Origin of the sequence: Caballeronia sp. J97 (assembly GCF_905220305.1) — a bacterium.
Classification (GTDB): Bacteria; Pseudomonadota; Gammaproteobacteria; order Burkholderiales; family Burkholderiaceae; genus Caballeronia.
In genome coordinates, this window is record NZ_CAJMZL010000015.1 from 146,464 (window position 1) to 170,358 (window position 23,895).

Genomic DNA, 23,895 nt, shown 5'->3' on the forward strand with positions numbered 1-23,895 from the left:
TGCGGCGAGGCCACGCACGAATGCGTGGCCTCGCGTTTTTTCGCATGCGGTTTCAGCGTAGCGACTTCACCTTCTCGGCGGTCACATCGCCTGGCTGACCACCCCAGGTCGCGCGAAGATAGTTCGCGAGCTGCGCGATCTGTTCATCGCTGTAGGTTTGCGCGAAACCCGGCATGTGCTGCATGTTCTCCACGCCCGGGAAACGCTGCGCCTCGATGCCATCGAGCATCGACACGAGGAGATTGCGCGGATCGGACTGGCGCAAGGTCGAATTGCCGTTCATTCCCACCGCGACATGCGGCTTGCCCTGCCCGTCGAAACCGTGGCAGCCCGCGCAGGAATCGAGATAGAGACCGCGGCCGGCCGTGAGTTGCCCCGCGTCGGCGAGCTTCACGACGGCGAGCGGCGCGGGTTCGCGCGGTGCGTCGCCGACCAGATAGGTCGCGAGCGCGTGCGAGTCTTCGGCACTCAGATGCTGCGTGCTCAGATAAACCACGGGATGCATCTCGCCGAACGCGGAGCCTTGTTTTGCCGTGCCCGTCGCGAAAAAAGCCTGCAGATCCGCACCCGTCCAGCCACGCGCGGCGAGTGCCGCCGGCGTGATGTCCGGTGCGCCGATGCGCCCGAGCTCGCCGCCCTGGAACGTCTTCGCGCCCTGCATCTGGCCGAACGCGCCGCGCGGCGTGTGGCATTCCGTGCAATGGCCGAGCGCATTGGCCAGATAACGTCCGCGCGTCCAGGCAGCGGATTGCCCCGACGACGCATCCGGCAGCGTGTCCTTCAGGAACAGCATGTCCCAGAAACGGACGGCAAAGCGCACGTTATACGGGAATTTGAGATCGGCTTCGACGTTCGGCAGCGCGGCTGGCTTTTGCGCCATCAGATAGGCGTAGATCGCGTCGCTGTCCTCGCGCGACATCTGCCGATACGAGGTATAAGGCATCGCGGGATAGAGCTTGTGTCGCGGCGCGACGCCGTCATGCAGCGCGCCGTAGAAATCGTCTGCGCTCCATTTACCGATGCCATGCTTCGGATCAGGCGTGATGTTCGTGCCGTAGAACGTGCCGAACTGCGATTCGAGCTTCACGCCGCCCGCGAACGGCGCGCCGTCCGGCGCGGTGTGGCACGCGGCGCAATCGGCGGCGCGCGCGAGATAGCGGCCGCGCGCGATCTGTTCGGGCGAGCTTTTCACGGGTGTCGCGGCATCGTCATGCTGACCGCACCCGATGAGCGCAACCGCGGCGAACGCGAGCGGCGCGAGGCGTTTCAGAATCAATCTCATCATGCGGCGTCCTTCACGAGCCCGGGCGTGGCGAGCACGAGATCCTTCACCGCTTCGTAGTAGCGCACGTAGCCGGTGCAGCGGCAGATATGCTCGTTCAACGCATCCATGATCGTCGCCTCGATCTGCTCTTTCGCGATCGGATTGCGCTTGAGTCTTTCGATCAGCACGGTCGTCGCGTTGACGAAACCCGGCGTGCAGTAGCCGCACTGGAAGCTGAAGTGTTCAAGAAACTTCTGCTGCACCGGCGACATCGCGACGACTTCGCCCTGCTCGTTGCGCTTCGCGTGACCTTCGATCGTGCGCAGGGTCTTGCCGTCGAAGAAATGCGCGCCGTTGATGCAGGTCCGCACTTCGCCGCTCGTGCCGTCGGCGTTATCGACGATCACGACGCAGGCATGGCAGACACCCTGACCGCATCCGAGACGCGAGCCGGTGAGCCCGAGATACTCGTGCAGAAAATCGATCATCGGCAAACCGGCGGGCACCTGCATCGGGCCGACCTTATCGCCGTTGATCGTCATCGAGAGCGCGCGCGATTCGAAGCCCGCGGCGGATTGGATGGCCGTCATGCGAGCACCTCCTGAATGTTTTGCGGCGTCACCGGCAGATCGGTGAAGCGATGGCCGATCGCATGCGCGATCGCGTTGACGATGGCCCCGACCACCGGAATCATCACGACTTCGGCGATGCCCTTGGGCGGATCGGTTTCGGAAAGCGGCGGCAGTACTTCACCCGTTTGCGTCCAGACCGCGACGTCGCTCGCGAGCGGCAGGCGATAGCGATTGAAATTCCAGGTGCCGTTGCCCGGGCCGTCTTCGTAGAGCGGCAGATATTCGTGCAGTGCGTGGCCGATGCCCATCGCAAGGCCGCCCTGCAACTGGCCGGACACGAGTTGCGGCGCGATCTGGTTGCCGCACTCCATGATCGAGTGATGCGAAAGCAGTTCGACCTTGCCGCTCGACTCGCTCACCGCGAGTTCGACCAGCGTGCCGACCGCGCTGTAATACGTGACCGATGCATTGTTGCGTTGCACCGGCGGGATGAAGACACGCTTGCGATCGAGCACCGTGTAGCCGTTGGCGCTGGCGTTCGTTTTCCCGTCGCCGAAGCGCACGGATAGACCGTCGACCGGAATGCGCTCGACGGCTCCCGCGATGTCGAACTGCGCTTCGCTCCATTGCCAGCGATTGAAGGTATGCACGACCGCGCCCGTCGCGAGCCCGAGTTCATGCGCCTTCTTCGCGAGCTGCTCGAAGGCGAGCGGTTCGAGTCCGTCGGCGGAAAGCTTGCCGTCTGTCCAGCGCGCGTCCTCGATGCGCACGACGAACGACGCCGCCTGGCCGCCGCCGATGCCCTGCCCCCAGATCGCGAGCGCCGCCGGCCAGATGCCGTGACGAAACACGACGCGCCCCGCCTCGTGCGTCGCATGCGTGAAGTAATACGCCGAGTTCGTCGCGCTCGCCGGCGACATATACGAGGGCGACCAGCGCGGGTTCGCGCTCCGGCGATCCTGCTCGGCCTGCGACATGATGTACGGATCGCCGCTCGTGACGACCGGCAGATCCGTCCAGTCGATCGTCGCCATGCGAACGTCGGACGCGGGTTTGCCGAGCCATTTCGCGCACGCGAGCGCCTGCGACGTCGATGCGCCGGTGCCGATTTCCGCGCCCGAGTGATGCAGCGCGATGCGGCCGCCGGCGTCGAACTCGACCTTCGCAAACGCGCTTTCCGCGCCCGTGCCGAAGTCCTTTTGCGTGCACGCGAAGCCGACGCCGTAGCGCTTGCCCGGATGTGCCGCCTCGAATTCGCGCTTGCGCGCCGTGCGATTCGTCCAGAGCGGATGCGACTGTGCGCGCCTCAGCACGTCTTCGGCCCGCACGGCGCCCGCCGGAATCGCGCCCTGCGTGTTCTTCATGCCGGTGCGCATCACGTTCTTCAGACGCAGATCGATCGGATCGACGCCGAGCGTCTGCGCGATGTCATCGATCATCATCTCGGTCGCGGCCATGCTCTGCAGCGTGCCGTAGCCGCGCGCCGAGCCCGCGTCTATCGCGCGCGACGCGATAGCGGTGGCGCACAGATCGCTCTTCGGGATGTAGTAGATCGACTGAGCCGCCGTCGCGGCCACCATTGCGACGGACGGCGAGAAGTTGCAGCGCCCGCCGCCATTCGCGACGAAATCGCCCTTGAAAGCCTGAATCAGCCCCGAACTCCGGTCGATCGCCATGCGATACCGCATATCGAACGCGTGCCGCTTGAGCGCGCTCTGGAACTGCTCGAAGCGGTCATTGGCGAGGCGCACCGGGCGGCCGTCGCCGTACAGCGACGCGAGCAGCCCGTAAAACGGCATGTTGTAGTGATCTTTCGAACCGTAGCCGACCGTGTAGCACGGATGCAGAAACAGGTTCTTCACGGCAAAGCGTGACTTCGCCGTCATCTCGATCGCGCTTTCGGCCACTTCGTGCGGGCCTTGCGTCGGGACGACCATGTGCAGGGACTGCGTCGCCGCGTCATACCAGCAGTTCGCGTTGTCGGGTTCGAGCGCCGCCGTATCGACCGATTGCGTGCGATACGCGCGCTCGACCACGAGCCAGTCCGACGGCGGACGATCGAGCGCCTCGCCGATCGCGTTCGCATGAAAAGCGCCCTGCTCGTCGAGCTTGCCGTGCTCGGCGGCGCTCGCCCACACCGGCTCGCGCTTCTTCATCATGTGCGGAAAGAGCGGCGTGTCCTTGAGACTCGAGAACGTGTCGTCGTCGTAAGGCGTTTTACCGCCGACGCGCACAAAGCGGAACGCCGCCCACGGATCGCGCTCGAGCGGGCCGGTCGTGGCGCCATAGCGAATCACGTCGTCGCGGAACTGCAACTTGCTTTTGGCGAAGCGAAAGCGCGCGAAGTCGTGATAGATCAGAATCGCGACCGCCTGCCCGAGATACGCCGGCGTCTTGCCGGCGGGCAAAAGCATGTCGTCGCCGTAGAAGGCGGGAAACGCGAGCTTGTCGCGCGCGAGATCGTCCGCCGTGACGATGCGATCGGGCGCGAGGCCGCCATCGAGCATCGAAAGATCGAAACCCTCGTAGAGGCGATCGGCGAGCGTCGTGCGCAGGATCAGCGCGTGCGACTGTTCCTTCGGCCAGTGCGGCATGTCCGCCGCGCGAACGTCGCGCGCGAACACCTTCGCACCCGTCACCTTCGCGATGCCGTCGATGCGGAACTTCGCGCCGCCTTGGGTCGCATCCCACTGAACCGGCGTGAGAATCTTCTCTTCGAACAATGCGGCAAACGCCCGGCTGCCAAGCGGCGCGACGAACACCGACACGCCGGCGAGCGCGCCCGCTTTCAGAAAACCGCGCCTCGACAGCCCGAGTTGCGCCATGTCCTTCTCCTCAAGTGATCGCCCGAGAACCGTCCGCGCACGGAACGGCCGCACGCCGCCTTGACGCGGGCGTGTAAAAAATCGTCTGCAATGCGAAACATCAATGCGTGTGGCGTCGTGGCGTCCGGGCATGACGAAGCGCGGCCGGCATTCGTTGCTCAACAACACCCAACGCAAAGCGGCGCGATTTTAAGTCGCAGGGAAACCACGAACAACGTTTCTGACGTGAACTTCTGTCAAAGATCGAAACCGTTGCGCGCGTGCAAAATCGTGATGGAGAACGCGCAGCGCCGCATGACGCGCGCGCAAAAAACAAAACGGCGGCTTCTCACGAAGCCGCCGCTGGATGGGGACTGAAACCGAAGCCGGAGACGCTCAGTAATCCGCGTCCTCGATCCACGCCGCCTGGATCGCTTCGAGAATCTTCTCGTTGGATTTTTCGGGATCGTCGTCGAAACCGTCCAGTTCGGTGATCCAGCGATGCAGGTCAGTGAAACGCACATATTGGGGATCGATATCCTGATGCGCGTCGGTGAGTGCCATCGCGATCTCCTGAGTATCTGTCCACTTCATGGGCGAGCCTCCTGTCAGTGATTTTCTTTGGCGTGATTGATGGAGTACCGCGGAATCTCGACCACGAGATCCTCGTCGGCAGGCACCATTGCTTGACATGATAACCGCGATGTCGGTTCGAGACCCCACGCTTTGTCGAGCAGATCGTCCTCGTCTTCCTCGGACGGCTCGAGCGCGTTGAAGCCCTCGCGAATGATGACGTGGCAGGTCGTGCACGCGCACGACTTCTCGCAGGCGTGTTCGATCTCGATGCCGTGATCCAGCAGGTTGTCGCAGATGCTCTTGCCGAGGTCGGCGTCGATCACCGCGCCGTCCGGGCAAAGCTCCACGTGAGGCAGCACAACGATTTGAGGCATGGGACTGGTTCTTCCGTAAATGCTTGATGGTTCGATAGCCGCGCGATGATCAGACGTCGTCGAGCTTGCGGCCCGCGAGCGCGCGGCGGATGCTCTTGTTCATGCGGCGCGCGGCGAATTCGTCGGTGCCGGTGGCGAGCGTCCGGGTGGCGTCTTCGATCTTCTCGACCGAGTCGCCGTTCGCGAGCGCCTCGAGTCCGGTCACGAGCGACAGGATTTGCGCGCGTTCCTCGTCGTCGAGCAATTCGCCGTCGGTTTCGAGCGCGGCATGCGTCGCTTCGATGAGGCGCTCCGCCTCGACCTGCGCCTCGCGCAACGCACGCGCGCGCATGTCGGTTTCCGCGGTCCTGAAGCTCTCCTCGAGCATGCGGGCGACTTCGTCGTCGGCGAGGCCGTATGACGGCTTCACCACCACCGACGCCTCCACGCCCGAGGTCTGCTCGCGCGCGAACACGGACAGCAGGCCGTCCGCGTCGACCTGATAGGTCACACGAATGCGCGCGGCGCCCGCAGCCATCGGCGGGATGCCGCGCAACTCGAAGCGCGCGAGCGAGCGGCAATCCGACACGAGTTCGCGCTCGCCCTGAACGATGTGAATCGCCATCGCGGTCTGGCCGTCCTTGAAGGTCGTGAAATCCTGCGCGCGCGCGGTCGGAATCGTCGAATTGCGCGGGATGATCTTTTCGGTCAGGCCACCCATCGTCTCGACGCCGAGCGACAGCGGAATCACGTCGAGCAGCAGCCAGTCGTCGCCTTCGCCGCGCCGGTTGCCGGCGAGCAGATCGGCCTGAATCGCCGCGCCGAGCGCGACGACCTGATCCGGATCGAGATTGATGAGCGGCGGCTGGCCGAAGAACGCTTCGACCGCGCGGCGGATCACCGGCATGCGCGTCGCGCCGCCGACCAGCACGACGCCCTTGATGTCCTTCGATGCGACATTCGCATCGCGCAGCGCCTTCCTGGTCGGCGTGAGCGTGCGCGCGACGAGCGCTTCGGTCAGCGCGGCGAATTGCGCTTCGGTCACGGCGACATCGATTTCGACGCCGGTGGAAAGCGTCGCCTGCACGCGCGTCTCGGGCGCGTCCGACAAGGCTTCCTTCGCCGAGCGCACGCGATCGAGCAGCAGGCGCACGTCTTCGGGCGTATCGAGCGCGACGCCCGCCCGCTCCAGCACATGCCGATACAGCGCGTGATCGAAATCGTCGCCGCCGAGCGCGGAGTCGCCGCCGGCCGCGAGCACTTCGAAGACGCCCTTCGTGAGTTTCAGGATCGACAGATCGAAGGTGCCGCCGCCGAGGTCATAGACGGCATACAGGCCTTCCGCACCGTTGTCGAGACCGTAGGCGATGGCCGCCGCGGTCGGTTCGTTCAGCAGACGCAGGACGTTCAGCCCGGCGAGCTTCGCCGCATCCTTGGTCGCCTGCCGCTGGGCTTCGTCGAAATACGCGGGCACCGTGATCACCGCGCCGACGAGATCCTCGCTGAGCGTGTCTTCGGCGCGGTAACGCAGCGTGGCGAGAATTTCCGCCGACACTTCGACCGGGCTCTTCACGCCGTCGATGGTGCGAATCTGCACCATGCCCGGCGCGTCGATGAAATCGTACGGCGCATTCTCCGCGCCCTCGACCTCGCTCTTGCCGCGGCCCATGAAGCGCTTGACCGAAACGATCGTGTTGCGCGGATCGGTGACGGCCTCTTCCTTCGCGGTGCGGCCGATGCGCCGACCGCCCTTCTCCAGATAGCGCACGACCGACGGCAGCAGCACGTGGCCGTCCTCGTCGGGCAGCGCTTCGGGCACGCTGTTGCGCACGGCCGCGACGAGCGAGTTCGTCGTGCCGAGATCGATGCCGACCGCCACGCGCCTCTGGTGCGGCGCCGGCGCCATGCCGGGTTCTGAGATTTGCAGTAAAGCCATCGTTGGTCTTATGGGGTTAGTTCCGGCGGGCTCGTCTTTACGCGTGCTCCAGCCGTTCGATTTGCGCGCCGATCTCCGTCGCCACGCGTTCGATGAACATCAACTGACGCACGGCCTCGCTCGCGGCCTGATCCGCTTTGCTGTCGATCAACGCCTCAAGCTTCGTGAAGCGCACGCGCTCTTCGTCGCGCAACTCTTCGAGCAGCGCTTCGAGCGCGCCAATATTCTTCGCGCCCGCGGCATCCTCGATATTTTCGCGCCATTCCATCTGCTGCATCAGGAACGCGGGCTCCATCGCGGTGTTGTTCTCCGCGTCGACGTCCACGCCGCGTTGCGACAGCATGTAGCGCGCGCGCCTGAGCGGATCGCGCAGCGTCTGATAGGCCTCGTTCGCGTGCGTGGCCCACTGCATCGCGAGACGCTTCTGCGCATCGCCGGCGGCGGCGAAGCGGTCCGGATGCACTTGCGCCTGCACCGTGCGATAGGCGTCGGCGAGCCTTTGCGGATCGACGGCAAAAGTCTGCGGCAGGTCGAAGAGATCGAAATGACTGTCGGTAAGCGAGGCCATGCTAGGTCAATGGGTTTAGTGTGCGCGAATGAAAAAGGCGGCACGCGCCGCCTCTTTTGCCGATACCGCCGGCGCAATCCACGTCAGACGCGGAACGATTCGCCGCAGCCGCATTCGTCCTTCGCGTTCGGGTTGTTGAACTTGAAGCCTTCGTTCAGGCCTTCGCGGGCGAAGTCCAGTTCGGTGCCGTCGAGATACGGGAGACTCTTCGGATCGATCACGATCTTCACGCCCGACGACTCGAACACGGTGTCTTCCGGCGCGAGCTCGTCGACATACTCGAGCTTGTACGCCAGACCCGAACAGCCCGTCGTGCGCACGCCCAGCCGCAGGCCGACGCCCTTGCCGCGCCGCGTCAGATACTTCTGCACGTGTTGTGCCGCTTTATCCGTCAACGTGATTGCCATAGTCTTCGCTTCTCTCATCAAAGCGCCGCGCGCATGCACGGCGCCCGCTTTCGTCACTTACGCCGCGTGTTGCTTTTCGTGCGCCTGCGCTTCCGGCGCCGCGATGCCATGACGCTGCTTGTAATCCGCGACTGCTGCCTTGATCGCGTCTTCCGCGAGGATCGAGCAGTGGATCTTCACCGGCGGCAGCGCCAGTTCTTCGGCGATCTGCGTGTTCTTGATCGTAAGCGCCTGATCCAGCGTCTTGCCCTTCACCCACTCGGTCACGAGCGAACTCGATGCGATCGCCGAGCCGCAGCCGTAGGTCTTGAACTTCGCGTCCTCGATCACGCCGTCCGCGCCGACGCGGATCTGCAGCTTCATCACGTCGCCGCAAGCCGGCGCGCCGACCATGCCGGTGCCGACGGTGTCGTCGTCCTTCGAGAACGAGCCGACGTTGCGCGGATTTTCGTAGTGGTCCAGAACCTTGTCGCTATAAGCCATGATTCAAACTCTCCTAATATTCGGTGTCGCGTGTCGCTCAGCGCGGCCGCTTAGTGCGCGGCCCACTGGATGGTCGAGATGTCGATGCCGTCCTTATGCATTTCCCAGAGCGGCGACAGATCGCGCAGCTTCGCGATCTTGTTCTTCAGCAGGTTGATCACATAGTCGACGTCCTGCTCCGTGGTGAAGCGGCCGACCGTGAAGCGAATCGAGCTGTGCGCGAGTTCATCGTTGCGACCGAGCGCGCGCAGCACATACGAAGGCTCGAGCGACGCCGACGTGCACGCCGAACCCGACGACACCGCGACATCCTTCACCGCCATGATCAGCGATTCGCCTTCGACGAAATTGAAGCTGATGTTGAGGTTATGCGGCACGCGACGCTCCATGTCGCCGTTGACGTACACCTCCTCGATATCCTGCAGGCCCTTCAGCAGACGGTCGCGCAGCATGCGGATGCGCTCGTTTTCCGTCGCCATTTCCTCACGCGCGATACGGAATGCCTCGCCCATGCCGACGATCTGATGCGTCGCAAGCGTGCCCGAACGCATGCCGCGCTCGTGACCGCCGCCGTGCATCTGCGCTTCGATGCGCACGCGCGGCTTGCGGCGCACGTACAGCGCGCCGATGCCCTTCGGACCGTACGTCTTGTGCGCCGAGAACGACATCAGATCAACCTTCAGCTTTTGCAGGTCGATTTCGATCTTGCCGGTGGCCTGCGCCGCGTCGACGTGAAAAATGATGCCCTTTTCGCGCGTGATCTCGCCGATCGCCTCGATGTCCTGGATCACGCCGATTTCGTTGTTCACGCTCATCACGGAAACGAGAATGGTGTCCGGGCGGATCGCCGCCTTGAACTTCTCGAGATCGACGAGACCGTCGTCCTTCACGTCGAGATACGTGACTTCGTAGCCTTCGCGCTCCAGCTCACGCGTGGTGTCGAGCACGGCCTTGTGCTCGGTCTTCACGGTGATGATGTGCTTTCCCTTGCTCTTGTAGAAATGCGCCGCGCCCTTGATGGCGAGGTTGTCCGATTCCGTCGCGCCCGACGTCCAGATGATCTCGCGCGGATCGCAGTTAACGAGCGCCGCAACGTTCTCGCGCGCCTCTTCGACCGCGCGCTCCGCATCCCAGCCGTACTGATGGCTGCGCGAGGCCGGATTGCCGAACTGCTCGCGAAGATACGGGATCATCTTGTCCACCACGCGCGGATCGACAGGCGTCGTCGCGCTGTAGTCCATGTAAATGGGCAGGTGGGGAATATCGTTATTCATCAGTCGCTCCGGGAAAATCGGTCAAAGCTCTTGGCTGGGACGCTCTTTGTCTGCGCGCTTGGCTCGTGCCGGCGCCGCATGTATGTCATCCGGCCAGGTTGAAAATGGAATTCGGACCCTTGGGCACGACGCGTGCGGTCTCGACGCCAGCCGATTCGGCGCGCCGGTCGCGCAGCACCGCCGATGAGCCTTCGCGTGCGCGCTGCTGATCGACGAGATCCTTCAGCGAGACGGAGTCGAGATACTCGACCATCTTCTGATTGAGCGTCGCCCAGAGTTCGTGCGTCATGCAGTGGCCGTCGTGCTGCTTGGTGCCTTCGCACGTGCCCTTGCCGCCGCATTGCGTGGCGTCGATCGGCTCGTCGACCGCGATGATGATGTCGGCAACCGTGACGTTTTCCGCGCGGCGCGCGAGGTTGTAACCGCCGCCCGGCCCGCGGACCGATTCGACGATTTCATGCCGCCGCAGCTTTCCGAAGAGCTGTTCGAGGTAGGAAAGCGAGATGCGCTGGCGCTGGCTAATGCCTGCCAGCGTCACCGGGCCCTGCTCCTGGCGCAGTGCCAGGTCGATCATCGCCGTGACGGCGAAACGGCCTTTCGTGGTGAGTCTCATAATTGGGGGCTACCGCTAATACTCGATGATTTTCGTCAAGTATAAATATCCCACAGTTTTAGTCAAGTATCCCCGGCGAGATAAGTAGCTTTTTAATTGATTTTTTTGCTCGTACGACCGGGAGCTGACGGTGGGCGGTCAGCCCGTCAATTGGGCGCGCAAGGCGTTCAGCAAGCCCTCGCAGGCGTCCTCGCATTGATCGAGGACTTTTTCGAAGCCCTCTTCGCCGCCGAAGTACGGATCGACGACGACGCGGCTGTCGTCGCGCGTGGCGAATTCCATGAGCAGACGAATCTTGTCGCGATGCTCGGACGGGCAGACTTCATTCAGGGCAGCGGCGTTGGCGTCATCCATGACGATGAAAAGATCGAAGCGCGTGAAGTCGGCGGTCGCGACCTGACGGCCGCGCAATGCCGACAGATCGTAGCCGCGCTTCTTTGCCGCCTTCTGGGCGCGCTCATCGGGCGGCTCGCCGATGTGCCAGTCGCCCGTGCCCGCCGAGTCGATGACGATCCGGTCGGCCAGATTCGCGCGCTGGACGAGGTCGCGCATCACCGCTTCCGCGCTGGGCGAGCGGCAGATGTTGCCGAGACAGACGAAGCAGACCGCGATCGAGTTCATCTAAAGCCGGAAAAGGTCATGATGCCCGGTGACCTCGGAAAAACAGCCACCGGAACGCGTCCCGGATTATACAAAGGGGCACAAATTCTCGCCTGACAGGGACATTCCTCTCCGCGGAACGCGCTCATCGCTCGTCGCGGTGAATGTCATGCGTGACGAAGCGGGATTCGCCGTTGGGCATGTCAAGCCAGTCGCGATGCGCGAGCGTGCGTCGCATGTCGGACAGGCCGGTTTCCCAATGCTCGCGCATCGTCGAAAAACCGAACTGATAGTCCTTGTAGTGCCCCTCGTACTCTTTGTGGCGATAGATGAGATGGACAATGTTGTAGCGCTTCGAACACGCCAGATCAGCGGCGAGCCTGCACCATTCGTCGCTTTTGCGGACCTCTTCGGGCACGAGATCGAGCACGTGCTGCAAGACATTTCTGTAGCGCTGCGAACGCTGCATCTGATCCGTGACGAGACGCGTGCGACTCGAGTACTGCACGTCCTTCACGCGCCCCATCACGTCGACGATGCTGTCCGGCACCGGCCCGCGCGCGCTCCACAGATCGACCTGGAAAGCGAGCGTGTCGCGGCGCGGCGTCGCCTGCGCAATCTCGTAGAGCGGCGTGTTCGACATGAGGCCGCCGTCCCAGTAGAACTGGCCGTCGATTTCGACGGCGGCGAAGCCTGGCGGCAAAGCGCCCGAAGCAATGAAATGCTCGGCGCGCAAATGGATCTTCGAGTTGTCGAAATACGCGAAGTTGCCGGTCGCGACATTCACCGCGCCGACCGACACGCGGGTCTCGCCGGAATTGATGCGGTCGAAGTCGCACAGACGCTCGAGGGTAGCTTTGAGCGGCGTCGTGTCGTAATAGCTCGCGGTTTGCGGCGACGTCGACGCGATCGGCGATGGTGTCGGAAAGCGCGGAACGAAAAAGCCCTTTTGCCCTTCGAGGATCGCGCCGACGGCCTGCATCGCGGTGAACGCCTTGCGGACCTCATCGGTGGAATCGAACAACGCGCGCTCGACGAACGCCGGCAACGGAAAGCCGAACGCTGGCTGGCAGATCGTTTCCCAGAACTCCTGCAGACGCGTCACGCGATGCTCGGGCGCGTTCCCCGCGATGATCGCCGTGTTCAGCGCGCCGATCGAGATGCCGGCAATCCAGTTCGGATGAATACCCGCCTCGTGAAGCCCTTGATAGACGCCCGCCTGATAGGCGCCGAGCGCGCCGCCGCCCTGGAGCATCAGCGCGATCGTCTCGTAAGGCGGCAACTGGATCCGAGATTGCGCTTCAGCGGATTCGTCACGCGCGGCAGACTTTCGAGTCGCCGTGCGTCCCCTTGTTCCAACTTCTTCGTTCTCGATTTCCGACATCCCGCGTGTTCCCCCTTATTGCATGAACCAGCCGTGACTCACGACGAACGATTGCCCCGTCAGGGCCGCCGTTTCGAACGCGGACAGGAAGAGCACGGTCTGCGCGACGTCCTCGACGGTCGTGAACACGCCATCGACCGTGCCGCCCAGCATCACGCGCTTGACGACCTCTTCCTCGCTGATCTTCAACTCCTTCGCCTGCTCGGGAATCTGCTTGTCGACGAGCGGCGTGCGCACGAAACCGGGACAGACGACATGCGAGCGCACGTTGTGCTTTGCGCCTTCCTTCGCGAGCACGCGTGCGAGGCCGAGCAAGCCGTGCTTCGCGGTCACATACGCCGACTTCAGCGGCGATGCCTCGTGCGAATGAACCGAGCCCATGTAGATCACGACGCCGCCGCGATCGTCCTTGTACATGTGCTTCAGGGCAGCCTTGGTCGTGAGAAACGCACCGTCGACGTGAATCGCCATCATCTTCTTCCAGTCGGCGTATGCGTAATTCTCGATCGGATTGACGATCTGGATGCCCGCGTTCGATACGAGGATGTCGACCGATCCGAGTTCGGTCGCGACGCGATCGATGCCCTGATTGACCGCATCTTCGTTCGTCACGTCCATCGCGATGCCGATGGCCTTGCCGCCTTTTCCGCGAATTTCCTCCGCGACCGCGTCCGCGCCCGCCTGATTCAGATCGGCGATGGCGACCGCCGCGCCGGCGCCGGCGAGCGTGAAGGCGATCGCGCGGCCGATGCCGCTCGCCGCGCCCGTCACGACCGCGGTCTTGCCGTCGAGCTTACCGTTTGATGACATGCGAACCTCCTATCCAGTGGAAGACATCGGGTGTATGACAACATCAGTCGGCGCGGCCATCAAGCTGGCCGTTCGGCATAGGACAAGTCGGGCGGAATATCAGAACGCCTAGACCGTTCGGCCGACTATTCCCGCACGCCCGGGAGCGGTTATTGTGCATGAAGGACGTCGTGCGCTGCAGTGCAGTCCTGACGTCGTGAGTATCGCGCCGGACAGGGTCGGCTAAAATAGGCGCCCTTCCTCCGCACCTTTTCATTGCTGTTTTTCGCGCCCTTCGCGGGCCTCCTGTCATGCTCAGTTACCGTCACGCCTTTCATGCGGGCAACCACGCCGATGTGCTGAAACACGCGATCGTCATCCAGATGCTTCGCTATCTCGGCCAGAAGGACAAATCGTATTGGTATATCGACACGCACGCCGGCGCCGGGGTCTACTCGCTCACCGAAGGCTTCGCGACGAAGAATGCCGAGTTCGAAACGGGCATCGGCAAGCTTTGGGATCGGGACGATCTGCCTGCGCTTCTCGCCGACTATGTCGATGAAGTGAAGGCGCTGAATCCCGATGGCGATCTGCGCTTTTATCCCGGCTCGCCTTATCTCGCCTGGCGCACGATGCGCGAGCAGGATCGCATGCGCCTCTTCGAGCTGCACAGCACGGAGATCGACGTGCTGCGCCACAATTTCCGCGATGCCGGCCGGCGCGCGATGATCTACGACGGTGACGGCTTCGACGGCATCAAGGCGCTCCTTCCGCCCCCATCGCGAAGGGCGCTCGTGCTGATCGATCCATCGTACGAGGACAAGCGCGACTATGCGCGTGTGCTCACGTGTCTCGAAGAAAGCATCAAGCGTTTCGCGACGGGCACCTATGCGGTCTGGTATCCGATCGTCACGCGCATGGAGTCGCAGCGTTTCGCCGATCAGCTGAAAACCATCCAGCCGAAAGGTTGGCTGCACGCGGCCCTCACAGTGAGAAATCCGCCGGCCGACGGCTTCGGCCTGTTCGGTAGCGGCATGTTCGTGATCAATCCGCCCTACACGCTGGCAAAGGAACTGAAGGAATCTCTGGCCTATCTCGTCGACGCGCTCGGCGAGGACGACAACGCCTCGTTCAAGCTGGAACATCGCGCGGACTGACTCCGGCCGACGATCAGGGATGAAGGCTCTTCGGAACTCTCGGTCGCACGCCGCCACCGGGCTGAGTGGGTGCAGTGCCCTGTCCGGTCGAATATTCGACGTAAGGCGAAACGACGATTGGCGGCTCCGCCTGTGAAATTCCGGGCAACGTCGCCATCGGGACCATGCCAGGGCCGCCGAGCGGGCCGCTCTGGAGCACGGTTCCGCTCACGCCGCTATGGATACCGGTTTGCGTATCGAGCACGAGAGGCTCGCCCCCCGGTTTGGCGAACACCGATTGCGAAGCGGGCAAGGCCGCGGCGAGCGCGATGCACAGACGCGCGGCTTTCGCGGCGTATCCCCGGGAGCGAACATTCGTCGTGTTGTTGATCTGGTCTTGCATCGCGCGCTCTTTGTGTCGACGAAACGGCTTTACCTTACCCCCGTGGCAAGCTTTAGGCTAGGCGTTCCCTCACACAGGAGCAGCAACCGCCCCTTTTACAGGAGATACGATGAAATCAACAAGAATCGTACTTGCCATCTTCGCCACCCTCTGTAGCGCCGGCACGATCGCTCAGACAGCGGCGCCCGCGAGCGAAGCGATGCCTGGCATGAGCATGGAGCATCCCGCGCCGAAGCCCACGGACGTTTCGTCGACAGCCGCATTCCAGGCCGCTGATCAGAAAATGATGTCGGGAATGTCGAGCATTGAGTACACGGGAAATGCCGACCGGGATTTTGTCGCGCACATGATTCCGCATCATCAGGGCGCGGTGGAAATGGCCAAGGTCGAACTGAAATATGGCAAGGACGCAAAGCTGCGCAAGCTGGCCAAAGACATCATCGCCGCGCAAGACAAGGAAATTGCATTTATGAAGCAGTGGCTGGAGCAGCATCCGCACAAGTAAGCCGCCCAGCAGCGCGACGCGCACAAACGCAAAAGCCCCGCGATGCGGGGCTTTTCAACTTTCACGTTCGGCGGTTTCACCGCCAGGAACGATACGCTTAGGCGTTGTAGCCGTTCGTTTCGAGCGAGCGGATGCGCTGTTCGAGCTGGACGATGTCCGTCGATTGCGCAAGATACGCTTCGCGGCGGCGCTGCTCTGCGGCTTCAAACCAAATGCTCAGTTTTTCGATCAGGAATGCAAACATGATGTTCTCCAAGGTCTTCGAAAGATCCCTGGCAATTTCGGGTCAGGGATTACCCGCGTTAGGGAATACCCGGATTATAGAGGAGAACGTTCGCGCCGTGGTAGTGAAATGCTTGAATAGTGTGCATTCGGTTTCGGAATGGTGCGAGCAGTAACCTTGCTTCAAATCACTGATTTTTCAGAAGAATATTAATCTCGTCAGCCATTTCATCCTTTTTTAGCACCAAATAGGTGCATTCACTGTGCCAGCTTGTCCAGGATCGGGCAATCTGGTCGGGCATCGCCATGACAGTGATTCGCCAGATGCGACAGCGTGTCGCGCATCTCCGTCAATTCGGCTATGCGCCGGTCCAGCTCCGCAACGTGCTCCAGCGCGATCGATTTCACCTCGGCGCTCGCTCGCGACCGGTCCTGCCACAGGGCGAGCAGCTTGCGGATATCCTCGACGAGAAAACCAAGCCGGCGCGCCTGCCGCACGAAACGCAGTGCATGCACCTCCTGATCGCCGTACATCCGATACCCCGACGACGTTCGCCTGACCGGATTGAGCAATCCGACGCTTTCGTAGTAACGGATCATCTTCGCCGTCACGCCCGAGGCGCGGGCCGCTTCCCCGATATTCATCGTTCGCTCCTGAAAAATGTCATCCCGACTCTACACCTTCCCATGATGGCAAGGTATACGATGTCGTTGATCGAAGATTTTTCAAGAGGAAACCGCAATGACCGAATTCGAAGTTCAGGGCATGAGTTGCCAGCACTGCGTCGCGGCCGTGACGCGCTCGATTCAGGAGATCGATCCACAGGCGCAGGTTCGCGTCGATTTACAGCGAGGCCGGGTCGCCGTCGAGTCCGCGCAATCGAACGACGCCGTGAAAGCCGCTATCGACGAGGCCGGCTATACGGTCATCGGCATCGCGACGGCATGAGCGCCGATGAGCGCTTTACCGTCGCGCTCATCGGCGCGTCGGGGTTGCTGGGTCGCGCGCTCGCTGCTGAGCTCGCGAGCGCGGCCGGCGCGCGGAACTGGCGCATCGTGCGCACGGCACACAGTCGCGCCGACGCCGCGAGCGTGAAACTCGATCTGCTCGATCATGACGCGGTGCGCGCCTTCCTTCGCGAGCTTGCGCCCGATGCCATCGTGGTCGCGGCGGCGGAGCGTCGTCCGGACATCTGCGAAAACGATCCGGCCCTCGCGCGCGCGTTGAACGTCGATGCGTTGAACGTGATCGCCACCGAGGCGCGCTCGCTCGGCGCGTGGGTGCTGTCGATTTCGACCGACTACGTGTTCGACGGCACTTCGCCGCCCTACTTGCCCGACGACGCGCCCGCACCGCTTAACGCCTACGGCCGGAGCAAGCTCGAAGGCGAGCGCGCGTTGCTCGCGAGCGATCCGATCTCCTGCGTGCTACGCCTGCCTTTGCTTTACGGACCGTTCACCGACTGGAACGAATCGGCGGTCACGAGCCTCACGCCCGCGATCGTGAAATCAGCCGATCCGTCGAACCCGCCCGCCTCGATGGATGCCTGGGCTACGCGCTATCCGACCTTCACGCCTGATGTCGCCGTGGTGATTCGCGGCATGCTCGAACATCATGCGAAAGGCGCGACCATTTCCGGCATCACGCAATGGTCCGGCGACGAACCGATGACGAAGTTCGATATCGCCGAAAGAATCGCGCGGACATTGAAAGTGGACGCGAAACTGGTCGCGCAGCGCACGTCGACAGACGCCACGCCTCGCCCGCGCGACTGTCATCTCGACTCCGGCCGGCTGGAAGCGCTGGGCATCGGCCGGCGCACGCCGTTCGATATCGCGATCGCCGAACTGCTCGCGAAGTATCCGGCAGTCGCGTCTCAGTGAAAATCGCGGCTCGTCGCGGCGAGGCGGCCGAGCAGCGCGCTGTGATCTTCGAGCCGCTGCGCGACCAGATGGCGCACCTCGCCTTCCATTTGCCAGACACCGTGCACGCCGAGCAACGACGCGCCTAGCAGCACCTTCCGCTGCTTCTCGACGAGCCCCGGCCAGACGATCACGTTGATCGCGCCCGTTTCGTCCTCGATCGACACGAAAATCGTGCCGTTCGCCGTGCCCGGCCGTTGCCGCACCGTCACGATGCCGCACGCGCGCACGAAGCGTCCGTTTCTGATGCCCGCCAGTTCGGCCGCGGTCTTGAAGCGCATGCGTGCGAGCTTCGTGCGCAGAAGCGCGAGCGGATGACGATTGAGCGTGAGTCCGAGACTGGCGTAGTCGTCGACGATTTCGCGGCCCTCAGACGCTTCCGGCAGCGCGAGCGGCGCCTCTTTCATCGGCGCGTCGCGCAGCAATTCCGGGGCGCGCTGCTGCGCGGTGACCGCCCACCAAGCCTGACGCCGATGTCCCGCGATACTCGCGAGCGCATTTCCCGCCGCGAGCGCTTCGAGTTCGCGGCGTGACAAGGCGGCGCGACGCGTGAAATCGTCGACATCGATGAACGGACCTTGCGCGCGCGCGGCCATGATCCGCTCGGCCGCCGCTTGCGGGAAACCTTTGATCAGTTGCAGGCCGATCCGCACGCCCGGCCCATTCGCTCCGTATTGCCGTCCATCCAGCCCGATGCGCTTTCCGAGTCTGCGCGCCGCGCGTCGCACGGTTTTCCGAAAGACGCGATCCGACGAGGCTGCTCCATAGAACTGCTGACGCCGCCGCTCCTTGCCGGCATCGAACACGATGCGCTCGCCGTTGCCGGACCGCGCTTCCAGCACCGATTCCCAATCGCTCAGGGAAACATCGGGCGCGAACACCGGCACGCCGTGACGCCGCGCGTCCTGCACGAGTTGCGACGGCGAATAGAAGCCGAGCGGCTGGCTGTTCAGCAAGCCGGCCAGAAACGCCGCGGGCTCGTAACGCTTGATCCAGGCGCTGATATAGACGAGCAGCGCGAAGCTCGCGGAGTGACTCTCCGGAAAACCGTATTCGCCGAAGCCCTCGATCTGCTTGCACACGCGCGCGGCGAAATCGTGGTCGTAGCCGCGCGCGAGCATTTTCTGCATGAGATCGGCCTGATACTTCTCCAGATGACTGCCGCGACGCCACGCGGCCATCGCGCGACGCAACTGATCGGCCTGTTCCGCCGTGTAGCCCGCAGCGACCATCGCGAGCTTCATCACCTGCTCCTGAAAAATCGGCACGCCGAGCGTGCGGCCGAGCACCGGCCGCAGTTCCTCTTTCGGATAGACCGCCTCTTCCAGCCCCTGCTTGCGGCGCAGATACGGGTGCACCATGCCGCCTTGAATCGGGCCGGGCCGCACGATCGCCACTTCGATCACGAGGTCGTAGTACTTCTGCGGCCGCAAGCGCGGCAGCATGCTTTGCTGCGCACGCGACTCGATCTGAAACACGCCGATGGTGTCCGCGCGACAGCACATCTCGTAGACGGCCTTGTCCTCGCGGCGAATATGCGACAGCCCGAAGCCCGGCACACCGCGCCGCAGCGCGACGAATTCGAGCGCGCGACGGATCGCCGAGAGCATGCCGAGCGCGAGCACGTCCACTTTCAGCAGCTTCAACTGATCGATGTCGTCCTTGTCCCACTGGATCACGCAGCGGTCCTTCATCGCGGCGTTTTCGATCGGGACGAGTTGCGACAAGCGTTCTCGCGCAATCACGAAGCCGCCGACATGCTGCGACAGATGCCGCGGAAAACCACGCAACTCGCGCGTCAGCCGGATGAGATGCTTCGTGACGTGCGAGTCGTCGCTGAAGCCCGCTTCCCGGAGGTAACCCGCCACCGCCGACGGCCCGTCCCACCACTGCTGCGACTTGCCGATGCGCTCGATCAGCGATGCATCGAGCCCGAGAGCCTTGCCGACATCTTTTAGCGCGCTGCGCGTGTGATACGTGATGAGCGACGCCGCCAACGACGCGCGATGCCGCCCGTACTTCCGATAGATGTACTGGATGACTTCCTCGCGCCGCTGATGCTCGAAATCGACGTCGATGTCGGGCGGCTCGTTGCGCGCCTGCGAAATGAAGCGCTCGATCAGCAAGCCCATCCGGACCGGATCCAGCTCAGTGATGAACAGGCAGTAGCAAATGATCGAATTCGCCGCCGAGCCGCGCCCCTGACACAGAATCCCTTTGCTGCGTGCAAAAGCGACGATGTCATAGACCGTCAGGAAGTACTTCTCGTATTCCAGCTTCGCGACGAGCGTCAGCTCCTTTTCGATAAGACCGATCGTCTCGGCATCCATGCCGTCCGGCCAGCGTTGCAGCGCGCCCGCGATCACCTGCTTGCGCAGATAGCTCGCGGGTGTTTCACCGGGCGGCACCAACTCTTCGGGATATTCGTACTTGAGCTCGTCGAGCGAAAAGGTGCAGCGAGCGGCCACCTTCAGCGTTTCGCGAATCGCCTCTTTCGGATACAGCGCGCCGATGCGCAGCCGCGTACGCAAATGTCGCTCCGCGTTCGCTTCGAGCGCATAGCCGCACTCGGCAAGCGGCCGGTTCAGTCGAATCGCGGTGAGCGTGTCCTGCAACGGCTTGCGCGAGCGCGCGTGCATCAGCGCGCCGCTTGCCGCGACGAGCGGCAATCCGCTCGCTTCGGCGATCACGCGACACGAGGCCAGTCGCTCGTCGTCGCTGCCGTCCTGCCAGAGTTCCAGCGCGAGCCACGCGCGGCCCGCAGCGAAACCGGCCAGCCAGTGCGCGCGATCGAGCGTATCGGCGAGCGTCGCCGAGCGCTGCGGCACGAGAATCAAAAGGCAATCGGGCAAGTGCTTCAGATGCGCGATATCGCCGCGCAGGTCCGCTGTATCGGTTGACGTGGCGGGATCGGTGAAGTCTTCCGGACCGATCTTGTAACTGCCCTTGGGCGAACGAGAGCGCGCGTGCGAAATCAACTCCGACAAATTGCCGTAGCCCGTTCGATTCGTCGCGAGCGCGATGAGTGTGCAGAACGGCTCGCCGTTTGCATCGGTGAGATGCAGTTCACTGCCGATGATCAGCTTCAGATCCTGCTTCTTGGGCGGCGGCTCGCCGGCAAGCCGCGCGGCTTCGGCGTCGGCTCGCGCCTTCGCTTCGATGTCCTTGATCGCGGCATGCGCGCGCACGACGCCCGCGAGCGAGCATTCATCCGTGATCGCGAGCGCGGAATAGCCGTGCTCGAGCGCGGTCGCCGCCAGTTCCTGCGGATGCGACGCGCCGCGCAGAAACGAGAAGTTGCTCAGGCAATGCAGTTCGGCGTAACCAGGCAACAATGCGGAGGCCGACATCGAGCCGAGGAATGCTGCCTTGTCGTCACCTTCGCCCAAGCCGATGAACTCGCCCAGGTCATTCAGATCATCCATGGCGGCATCATCCGAAAAAACCGTGCAGGAACCAGTCACCGGTGAGACGTTCGCGATAGAGCCAGAACATGCGGCCGCGATCGTCGGCGGCGACATAGTAATCGCGCTGGACACCGTTGCCGTCCCACCATCCCGCTTCGATCCGCTCGGTCCGGCTGATCAGCTTCAACGGACGTCGATAGAACGGCCGCTCGTTGCGCAGCATCAGCTTTTGCGGCGTTTCGAGGATCCACGACGGGCGCGGCTGCGAAGGAACAGCCAGATCGGGAAGCTCGAGCGGGCCGTCCGATTCGGCTTGCGCTTCGGGCTCTGCTTCGATGGACGTATCCGCCTTCGCTGTTTCAGTCTTCGATGATTTTTTACCGCGCCTGGGCTTTGTCTCGCTTGGCGGCTTATAAGCTTCGACCGTCATCGCCGCCTCGGGCCGATGATCGTCGCGTGCGACCAGTTGCACGACATTCTCGGCGCCGAGCCGTGCGCTCAGACGTTCGAGCAGTTGCGCCATCGATTCGCTGTCGGAACCGGGTATCGGAAACAAGGTGTCGGGGGGCGGCGCATGCTCGCTGACCTTGTCGGCCAGAAGCTTCATCTCGATCACGGGCGCGGCGAGCGTCGTCTGATTCAGCTTCTCGCGCAGCAGCCACAGGATGTGGTCGGCTTCGCGCGTCGGCACGGCCCAGGCCACCTTGAACGTCGACGTTTTCGGCGCGTGGCGGGCGGCCGGTTCGTGCTCGAGCAAGAGCGAGAATTCACTGACCGCCGCATGATGCGCGCTCAGCCAACCGGCGAGTTGCAGCACGAGCCGGCGGGCGGCGAACAGCAACGCCTCGGCGCTTTCCACGCGCGCCTGCAATTCGAGCCGCGCTTCGAACGACGCCGGCGCGCAAAATGCCTCGCGCGGATCGGGCGCCTGTCCGTACGCTTGCGCGAGCCATTGCAGGACGCCTTGGCCGAAGCGTCGCGCGACACCCTTGCGCGGCAGACGGCGCAAATCGGCAAGCGTCGCACAGCCGATCTGCTCGAACACGTTGCCGTGCGAATGCGCCGACGGAATGAGCGATACGGGCAGTTCATCGAGCACGTGCAGGAGCGTCGTCTCTTTCACGATGCGCACACGTCGCGCAACGCGGCGCGTGCGCGCGTGCGCCAGCAGCCACGCGCCCCACGCTGTCGGCGCGCAGCCCATGCGCGACGTGAAGCCGCACCCTTTCACCGTCGATGTCACTTTGGACAACAACGCGCGCAATCCGCCGAAGAGCCGCATGCTGGCGCTGACTTCGAGCAGCACTGTATTCGCATGCGCGAGCACGACTTTGGGCGTGAACGCGAGCAGCGCCAACGCTACGGCTTCGAGTGCGCTCTGCTCTTCGCGAATGTCGACGGCAAGCAGCGTCAGTTGCGGCGCCAGCGCGAACGCATGCGAGCGCGTGCTGCCGGGCCGCACGCCGAGCCGAAACGCGACGAGATCGGGCATCAGAATGCGCGCGTAATCGGCGAGCGCGAAGCATGGTTGATCGATGTTGCCGGCGCAGGCGTCATTCGATGTCGACGTTGCTCCAGGCGAGATCGAATTCCGCGATGCCGAGGGCATCGAGGGCGGCCTGACTGCTTCGAGCGATAAAAGCGGCAATGTCACCGCTATCCACAACATGTTTGACCTCTCGTGCTTTCCTTGCCTGATGCGCACGACGAATATGTTCGGGCAGAGCAGGCATCTGCAGCGGCAAGCTCAACTGCAACGGTTTGACGAGCAATGGACCTCGCCGCTTAATGATGTCGATTTCGAGCATGACGGCCTGCATCCATTCGCGACGATTCATCGTCTGCGCGTTGGCGGGAAGTATCGGCTTGCAGACCATGCGCAGTGGCGCGGCGGAGGATTGCTTCGCCGCTTTGAGCGGACGGAACAGAAATGCCAGCGATTGCGCTTCCTGAGCCGCCACCTGCAGCCTTCGTAGCGCGTCGGGACGCACTTGCGGCAGCCAGATCAGCACCGCGCCGATGCCTTCTTGCTTCAACGACTGTTCGGCGGCCCAGAGCACCTGATCCTCGGGCGCTTTGACCCAGACCAGCTTGTTCACCGCGATGTTCATCGCTCGAAGCGCAGCCAGGTTGGGCTTCCACGGTGGCGCGACAAAGATGACGGAGCGGCCTTTGCTTGCCGTCAGTTCCCGAATCGTGCGCGCAAGCAGCCTGATTTCGCCTACGCCACTCTCTTCGATCAGCAATTCGGTGACTGTGCCGGGCATCCAGCCTGCACCGGGCAAGGCCAGGTCAAGCGCTCGGAAGCCGCTCGAAATGATGTTCGAATCGGGATCGTTGACAGGACTGCCCTGCCAGATCTGACGCTGCAAATGCGATGTCAGCCCGATATCGAGCAATGAAAGTGCGGCACCCATGAAATTCCCCCGTCCAACGCAAATGCAAGGGCCTGCTCATGGTCGAGCACTCGACGGCCTTTGGTTTTACTGTATATTTATACAGTATTTTGGAGCGAGAGGGGGACTAACCGGTGGAGCGTGGAGAAAGACGGGAAACCGTGGAAAGATCTGTCATCGCTCGTACGATTTGAGATTTCCTCGTTTTTCGCCTGTGTGAGGATATGTTGCGGTCTGCGTTTGGGCGCATGCCATCGCGCATCAGATGCGCTGTGGCCGC

At 63.1% G+C, this 23,895-nt stretch carries 25 protein-coding genes; 5 read left to right on the forward strand and 20 right to left on the reverse strand.

What is annotated here, in order from left to right:
- Nucleotides 1-52: 52 nt before the first annotated feature.
- The 3 genes from U4Y90_RS20195 to U4Y90_RS20205 are packed head-to-tail and all read right to left on the reverse strand — an operon-like array spanning nt 53 to nt 4,661.
- Entirely contained in the window at nt 53-1,285 is a 1,233-nt protein-coding gene (locus U4Y90_RS20195; protein ID WP_321797108.1) for a cytochrome c, read from the reverse strand.
- Complete coding sequence (locus U4Y90_RS20200) at nt 1,282-1,854, reverse strand: (2Fe-2S)-binding protein (protein ID WP_321797110.1); 573 nt, start codon at nt 1,852-1,854, stop codon at nt 1,282-1,284. The genes U4Y90_RS20195 and U4Y90_RS20200 overlap by 4 nt, the downstream gene beginning before the upstream one ends.
- On the reverse strand, nt 1,851-4,661 hold the full coding sequence (locus U4Y90_RS20205) for a xanthine dehydrogenase family protein molybdopterin-binding subunit (protein ID WP_321797112.1): 2,811 nt from the start codon (nt 4,659-4,661) through the stop codon (nt 1,851-1,853). The genes U4Y90_RS20200 and U4Y90_RS20205 overlap by 4 nt, the downstream gene beginning before the upstream one ends.
- Before the next feature lie 90 nt (nt 4,662-4,751).
- Between U4Y90_RS20205 and U4Y90_RS20210 the strand changes: the two genes are divergently transcribed.
- The gene (locus U4Y90_RS20210; protein WP_321797114.1) at nt 4,752-5,018 is read left to right on the forward strand and encodes a hypothetical protein; all 267 of its coding nucleotides are present in this window, start codon (nt 4,752-4,754) and stop codon (nt 5,016-5,018) included.
- An 18-nt stretch (nt 5,019-5,036) separates the two neighbouring features.
- Here the strand turns inward: U4Y90_RS20210 and iscX are convergent, their stop codons facing one another.
- From iscX to U4Y90_RS20265, 11 genes are all read right to left on the reverse strand, one after another.
- On the reverse strand, nt 5,037-5,234 hold the full coding sequence (gene iscX / locus U4Y90_RS20215) for a Fe-S cluster assembly protein IscX (RefSeq protein ID WP_061121077.1): 198 nt from the start codon (nt 5,232-5,234) through the stop codon (nt 5,037-5,039).
- Nucleotides 5,235-5,248: 14 nt separating this feature from the next.
- Nucleotides 5,249-5,590, reverse strand: a complete 342-nt coding sequence (gene fdx, locus U4Y90_RS20220; protein WP_061125472.1) for an ISC system 2Fe-2S type ferredoxin — start codon at nt 5,588-5,590, stop codon at nt 5,249-5,251.
- Between the two features lie 49 nt (nt 5,591-5,639).
- Complete coding sequence (hscA, locus tag U4Y90_RS20225; protein ID WP_321797120.1) at nt 5,640-7,505, reverse strand: Fe-S protein assembly chaperone HscA; 1,866 nt, start codon at nt 7,503-7,505, stop codon at nt 5,640-5,642.
- 37 nt (nt 7,506-7,542) lie between these two features.
- Nucleotides 7,543-8,073 carry a Fe-S protein assembly co-chaperone HscB gene (gene hscB, locus U4Y90_RS20230; protein ID WP_321797122.1) on the reverse strand — a complete coding sequence of 177 codons (531 nt, stop codon included), beginning with the start codon at nt 8,071-8,073 and terminating at the stop codon, nt 7,543-7,545.
- Nucleotides 8,074-8,156: 83 nt separating this feature from the next.
- Complete coding sequence (gene iscA / locus U4Y90_RS20235; protein WP_008349207.1) at nt 8,157-8,480, reverse strand: iron-sulfur cluster assembly protein IscA; 324 nt, start codon at nt 8,478-8,480, stop codon at nt 8,157-8,159.
- Between the two features lie 57 nt (nt 8,481-8,537).
- Complete coding sequence (iscU, locus tag U4Y90_RS20240; protein ID WP_321797127.1) at nt 8,538-8,963, reverse strand: Fe-S cluster assembly scaffold IscU; 426 nt, start codon at nt 8,961-8,963, stop codon at nt 8,538-8,540.
- Nucleotides 8,964-9,013: 50 nt separating this feature from the next.
- Entirely contained in the window at nt 9,014-10,237 is a 1,224-nt protein-coding gene (locus tag U4Y90_RS20245; protein WP_321797129.1) for an IscS subfamily cysteine desulfurase, read from the reverse strand.
- 85 nt (nt 10,238-10,322) lie between these two features.
- Nucleotides 10,323-10,850, reverse strand: coding sequence for a Fe-S cluster assembly transcriptional regulator IscR (gene iscR / locus U4Y90_RS20250; RefSeq protein ID WP_061164295.1), 528 nt, complete (start codon nt 10,848-10,850; stop codon nt 10,323-10,325).
- Between the two features lie 138 nt (nt 10,851-10,988).
- Nucleotides 10,989-11,471 carry a low molecular weight protein-tyrosine-phosphatase gene (locus U4Y90_RS20255; protein WP_321797133.1) on the reverse strand — a complete coding sequence of 161 codons (483 nt, stop codon included), beginning with the start codon at nt 11,469-11,471 and terminating at the stop codon, nt 10,989-10,991.
- Nucleotides 11,472-11,595: 124 nt separating this feature from the next.
- Nucleotides 11,596-12,834: a patatin-like phospholipase family protein gene (locus U4Y90_RS20260; protein WP_321797135.1), complete on the reverse strand. Its 1,239-nt coding sequence runs from the start codon at nt 12,832-12,834 to the stop codon at nt 11,596-11,598.
- Between the two features lie 15 nt (nt 12,835-12,849).
- A complete protein-coding gene (locus U4Y90_RS20265) occupies nt 12,850-13,644 on the reverse strand; it encodes a 3-hydroxybutyrate dehydrogenase (protein ID WP_321797137.1) in 795 nt (264 codons plus the stop codon).
- Between the two features lie 290 nt (nt 13,645-13,934).
- On the opposite strand from U4Y90_RS20265, the gene U4Y90_RS20270 reads away from it, so the two are divergent.
- Nucleotides 13,935-14,780: a 23S rRNA (adenine(2030)-N(6))-methyltransferase RlmJ gene (locus U4Y90_RS20270; protein ID WP_321797139.1), complete on the forward strand. Its 846-nt coding sequence runs from the start codon at nt 13,935-13,937 to the stop codon at nt 14,778-14,780.
- 13 nt (nt 14,781-14,793) lie between these two features.
- Here the strand turns inward: U4Y90_RS20270 and U4Y90_RS20275 are convergent, their stop codons facing one another.
- Nucleotides 14,794-15,162 (reverse strand): hypothetical protein, encoded by a 369-nt coding sequence (locus U4Y90_RS20275; RefSeq protein WP_321797140.1) that lies wholly within the window; start codon nt 15,160-15,162, stop codon nt 14,794-14,796.
- Nucleotides 15,163-15,271: 109 nt separating this feature from the next.
- On the opposite strand from U4Y90_RS20275, the gene U4Y90_RS20280 reads away from it, so the two are divergent.
- Nucleotides 15,272-15,667, forward strand: coding sequence for a DUF305 domain-containing protein (locus U4Y90_RS20280; RefSeq protein WP_321797142.1), 396 nt, complete (start codon nt 15,272-15,274; stop codon nt 15,665-15,667).
- A 97-nt stretch (nt 15,668-15,764) separates the two neighbouring features.
- Here the strand turns inward: U4Y90_RS20280 and U4Y90_RS20285 are convergent, their stop codons facing one another.
- The gene (locus tag U4Y90_RS20285) at nt 15,765-15,911 is read right to left on the reverse strand and encodes a DUF3563 family protein (RefSeq protein ID WP_008349196.1); all 147 of its coding nucleotides are present in this window, start codon (nt 15,909-15,911) and stop codon (nt 15,765-15,767) included.
- A 236-nt stretch (nt 15,912-16,147) separates the two neighbouring features.
- The gene (gene cueR, locus U4Y90_RS20290) at nt 16,148-16,534 is read right to left on the reverse strand and encodes a Cu(I)-responsive transcriptional regulator (protein WP_321797143.1); all 387 of its coding nucleotides are present in this window, start codon (nt 16,532-16,534) and stop codon (nt 16,148-16,150) included.
- 97 nt (nt 16,535-16,631) lie between these two features.
- Here cueR and U4Y90_RS20295 point away from each other — a divergent pair, with 97 nt between their 5' ends.
- Together U4Y90_RS20295 and U4Y90_RS20300 are read left to right on the forward strand one after the other, a co-directional pair.
- Nucleotides 16,632-16,838: a heavy-metal-associated domain-containing protein gene (locus U4Y90_RS20295; RefSeq protein ID WP_321797144.1), complete on the forward strand. Its 207-nt coding sequence runs from the start codon at nt 16,632-16,634 to the stop codon at nt 16,836-16,838.
- The gene (locus U4Y90_RS20300; RefSeq protein ID WP_321797145.1) at nt 16,835-17,773 is read left to right on the forward strand and encodes an SDR family oxidoreductase; all 939 of its coding nucleotides are present in this window, start codon (nt 16,835-16,837) and stop codon (nt 17,771-17,773) included. The genes U4Y90_RS20295 and U4Y90_RS20300 overlap by 4 nt, the downstream gene beginning before the upstream one ends.
- Here U4Y90_RS20300 and U4Y90_RS20305 read toward each other — a convergent pair.
- From U4Y90_RS20305 to imuA, 3 genes are read right to left on the reverse strand one after another with little or no spacing between them, the layout of a single operon-like run.
- Nucleotides 17,767-21,237 (reverse strand): error-prone DNA polymerase, encoded by a 3,471-nt coding sequence (locus U4Y90_RS20305; protein ID WP_321797147.1) that lies wholly within the window; start codon nt 21,235-21,237, stop codon nt 17,767-17,769. The two genes, U4Y90_RS20300 and U4Y90_RS20305, sit on opposite strands and share 7 nt — an antisense overlap.
- A gap of 7 nt (nt 21,238-21,244) precedes the next feature.
- Nucleotides 21,245-22,828 carry a DNA polymerase Y family protein gene (locus U4Y90_RS20310; protein WP_321797149.1) on the reverse strand — a complete coding sequence of 528 codons (1,584 nt, stop codon included), beginning with the start codon at nt 22,826-22,828 and terminating at the stop codon, nt 21,245-21,247.
- Nucleotides 22,773-23,636, reverse strand: a complete 864-nt coding sequence (imuA, locus tag U4Y90_RS20315) for a translesion DNA synthesis-associated protein ImuA (protein ID WP_321797150.1) — start codon at nt 23,634-23,636, stop codon at nt 22,773-22,775. Before imuA ends, U4Y90_RS20310 begins: the two co-directional genes overlap by 56 nt.
- Nucleotides 23,637-23,895: the final 259 nt, after the last annotated feature.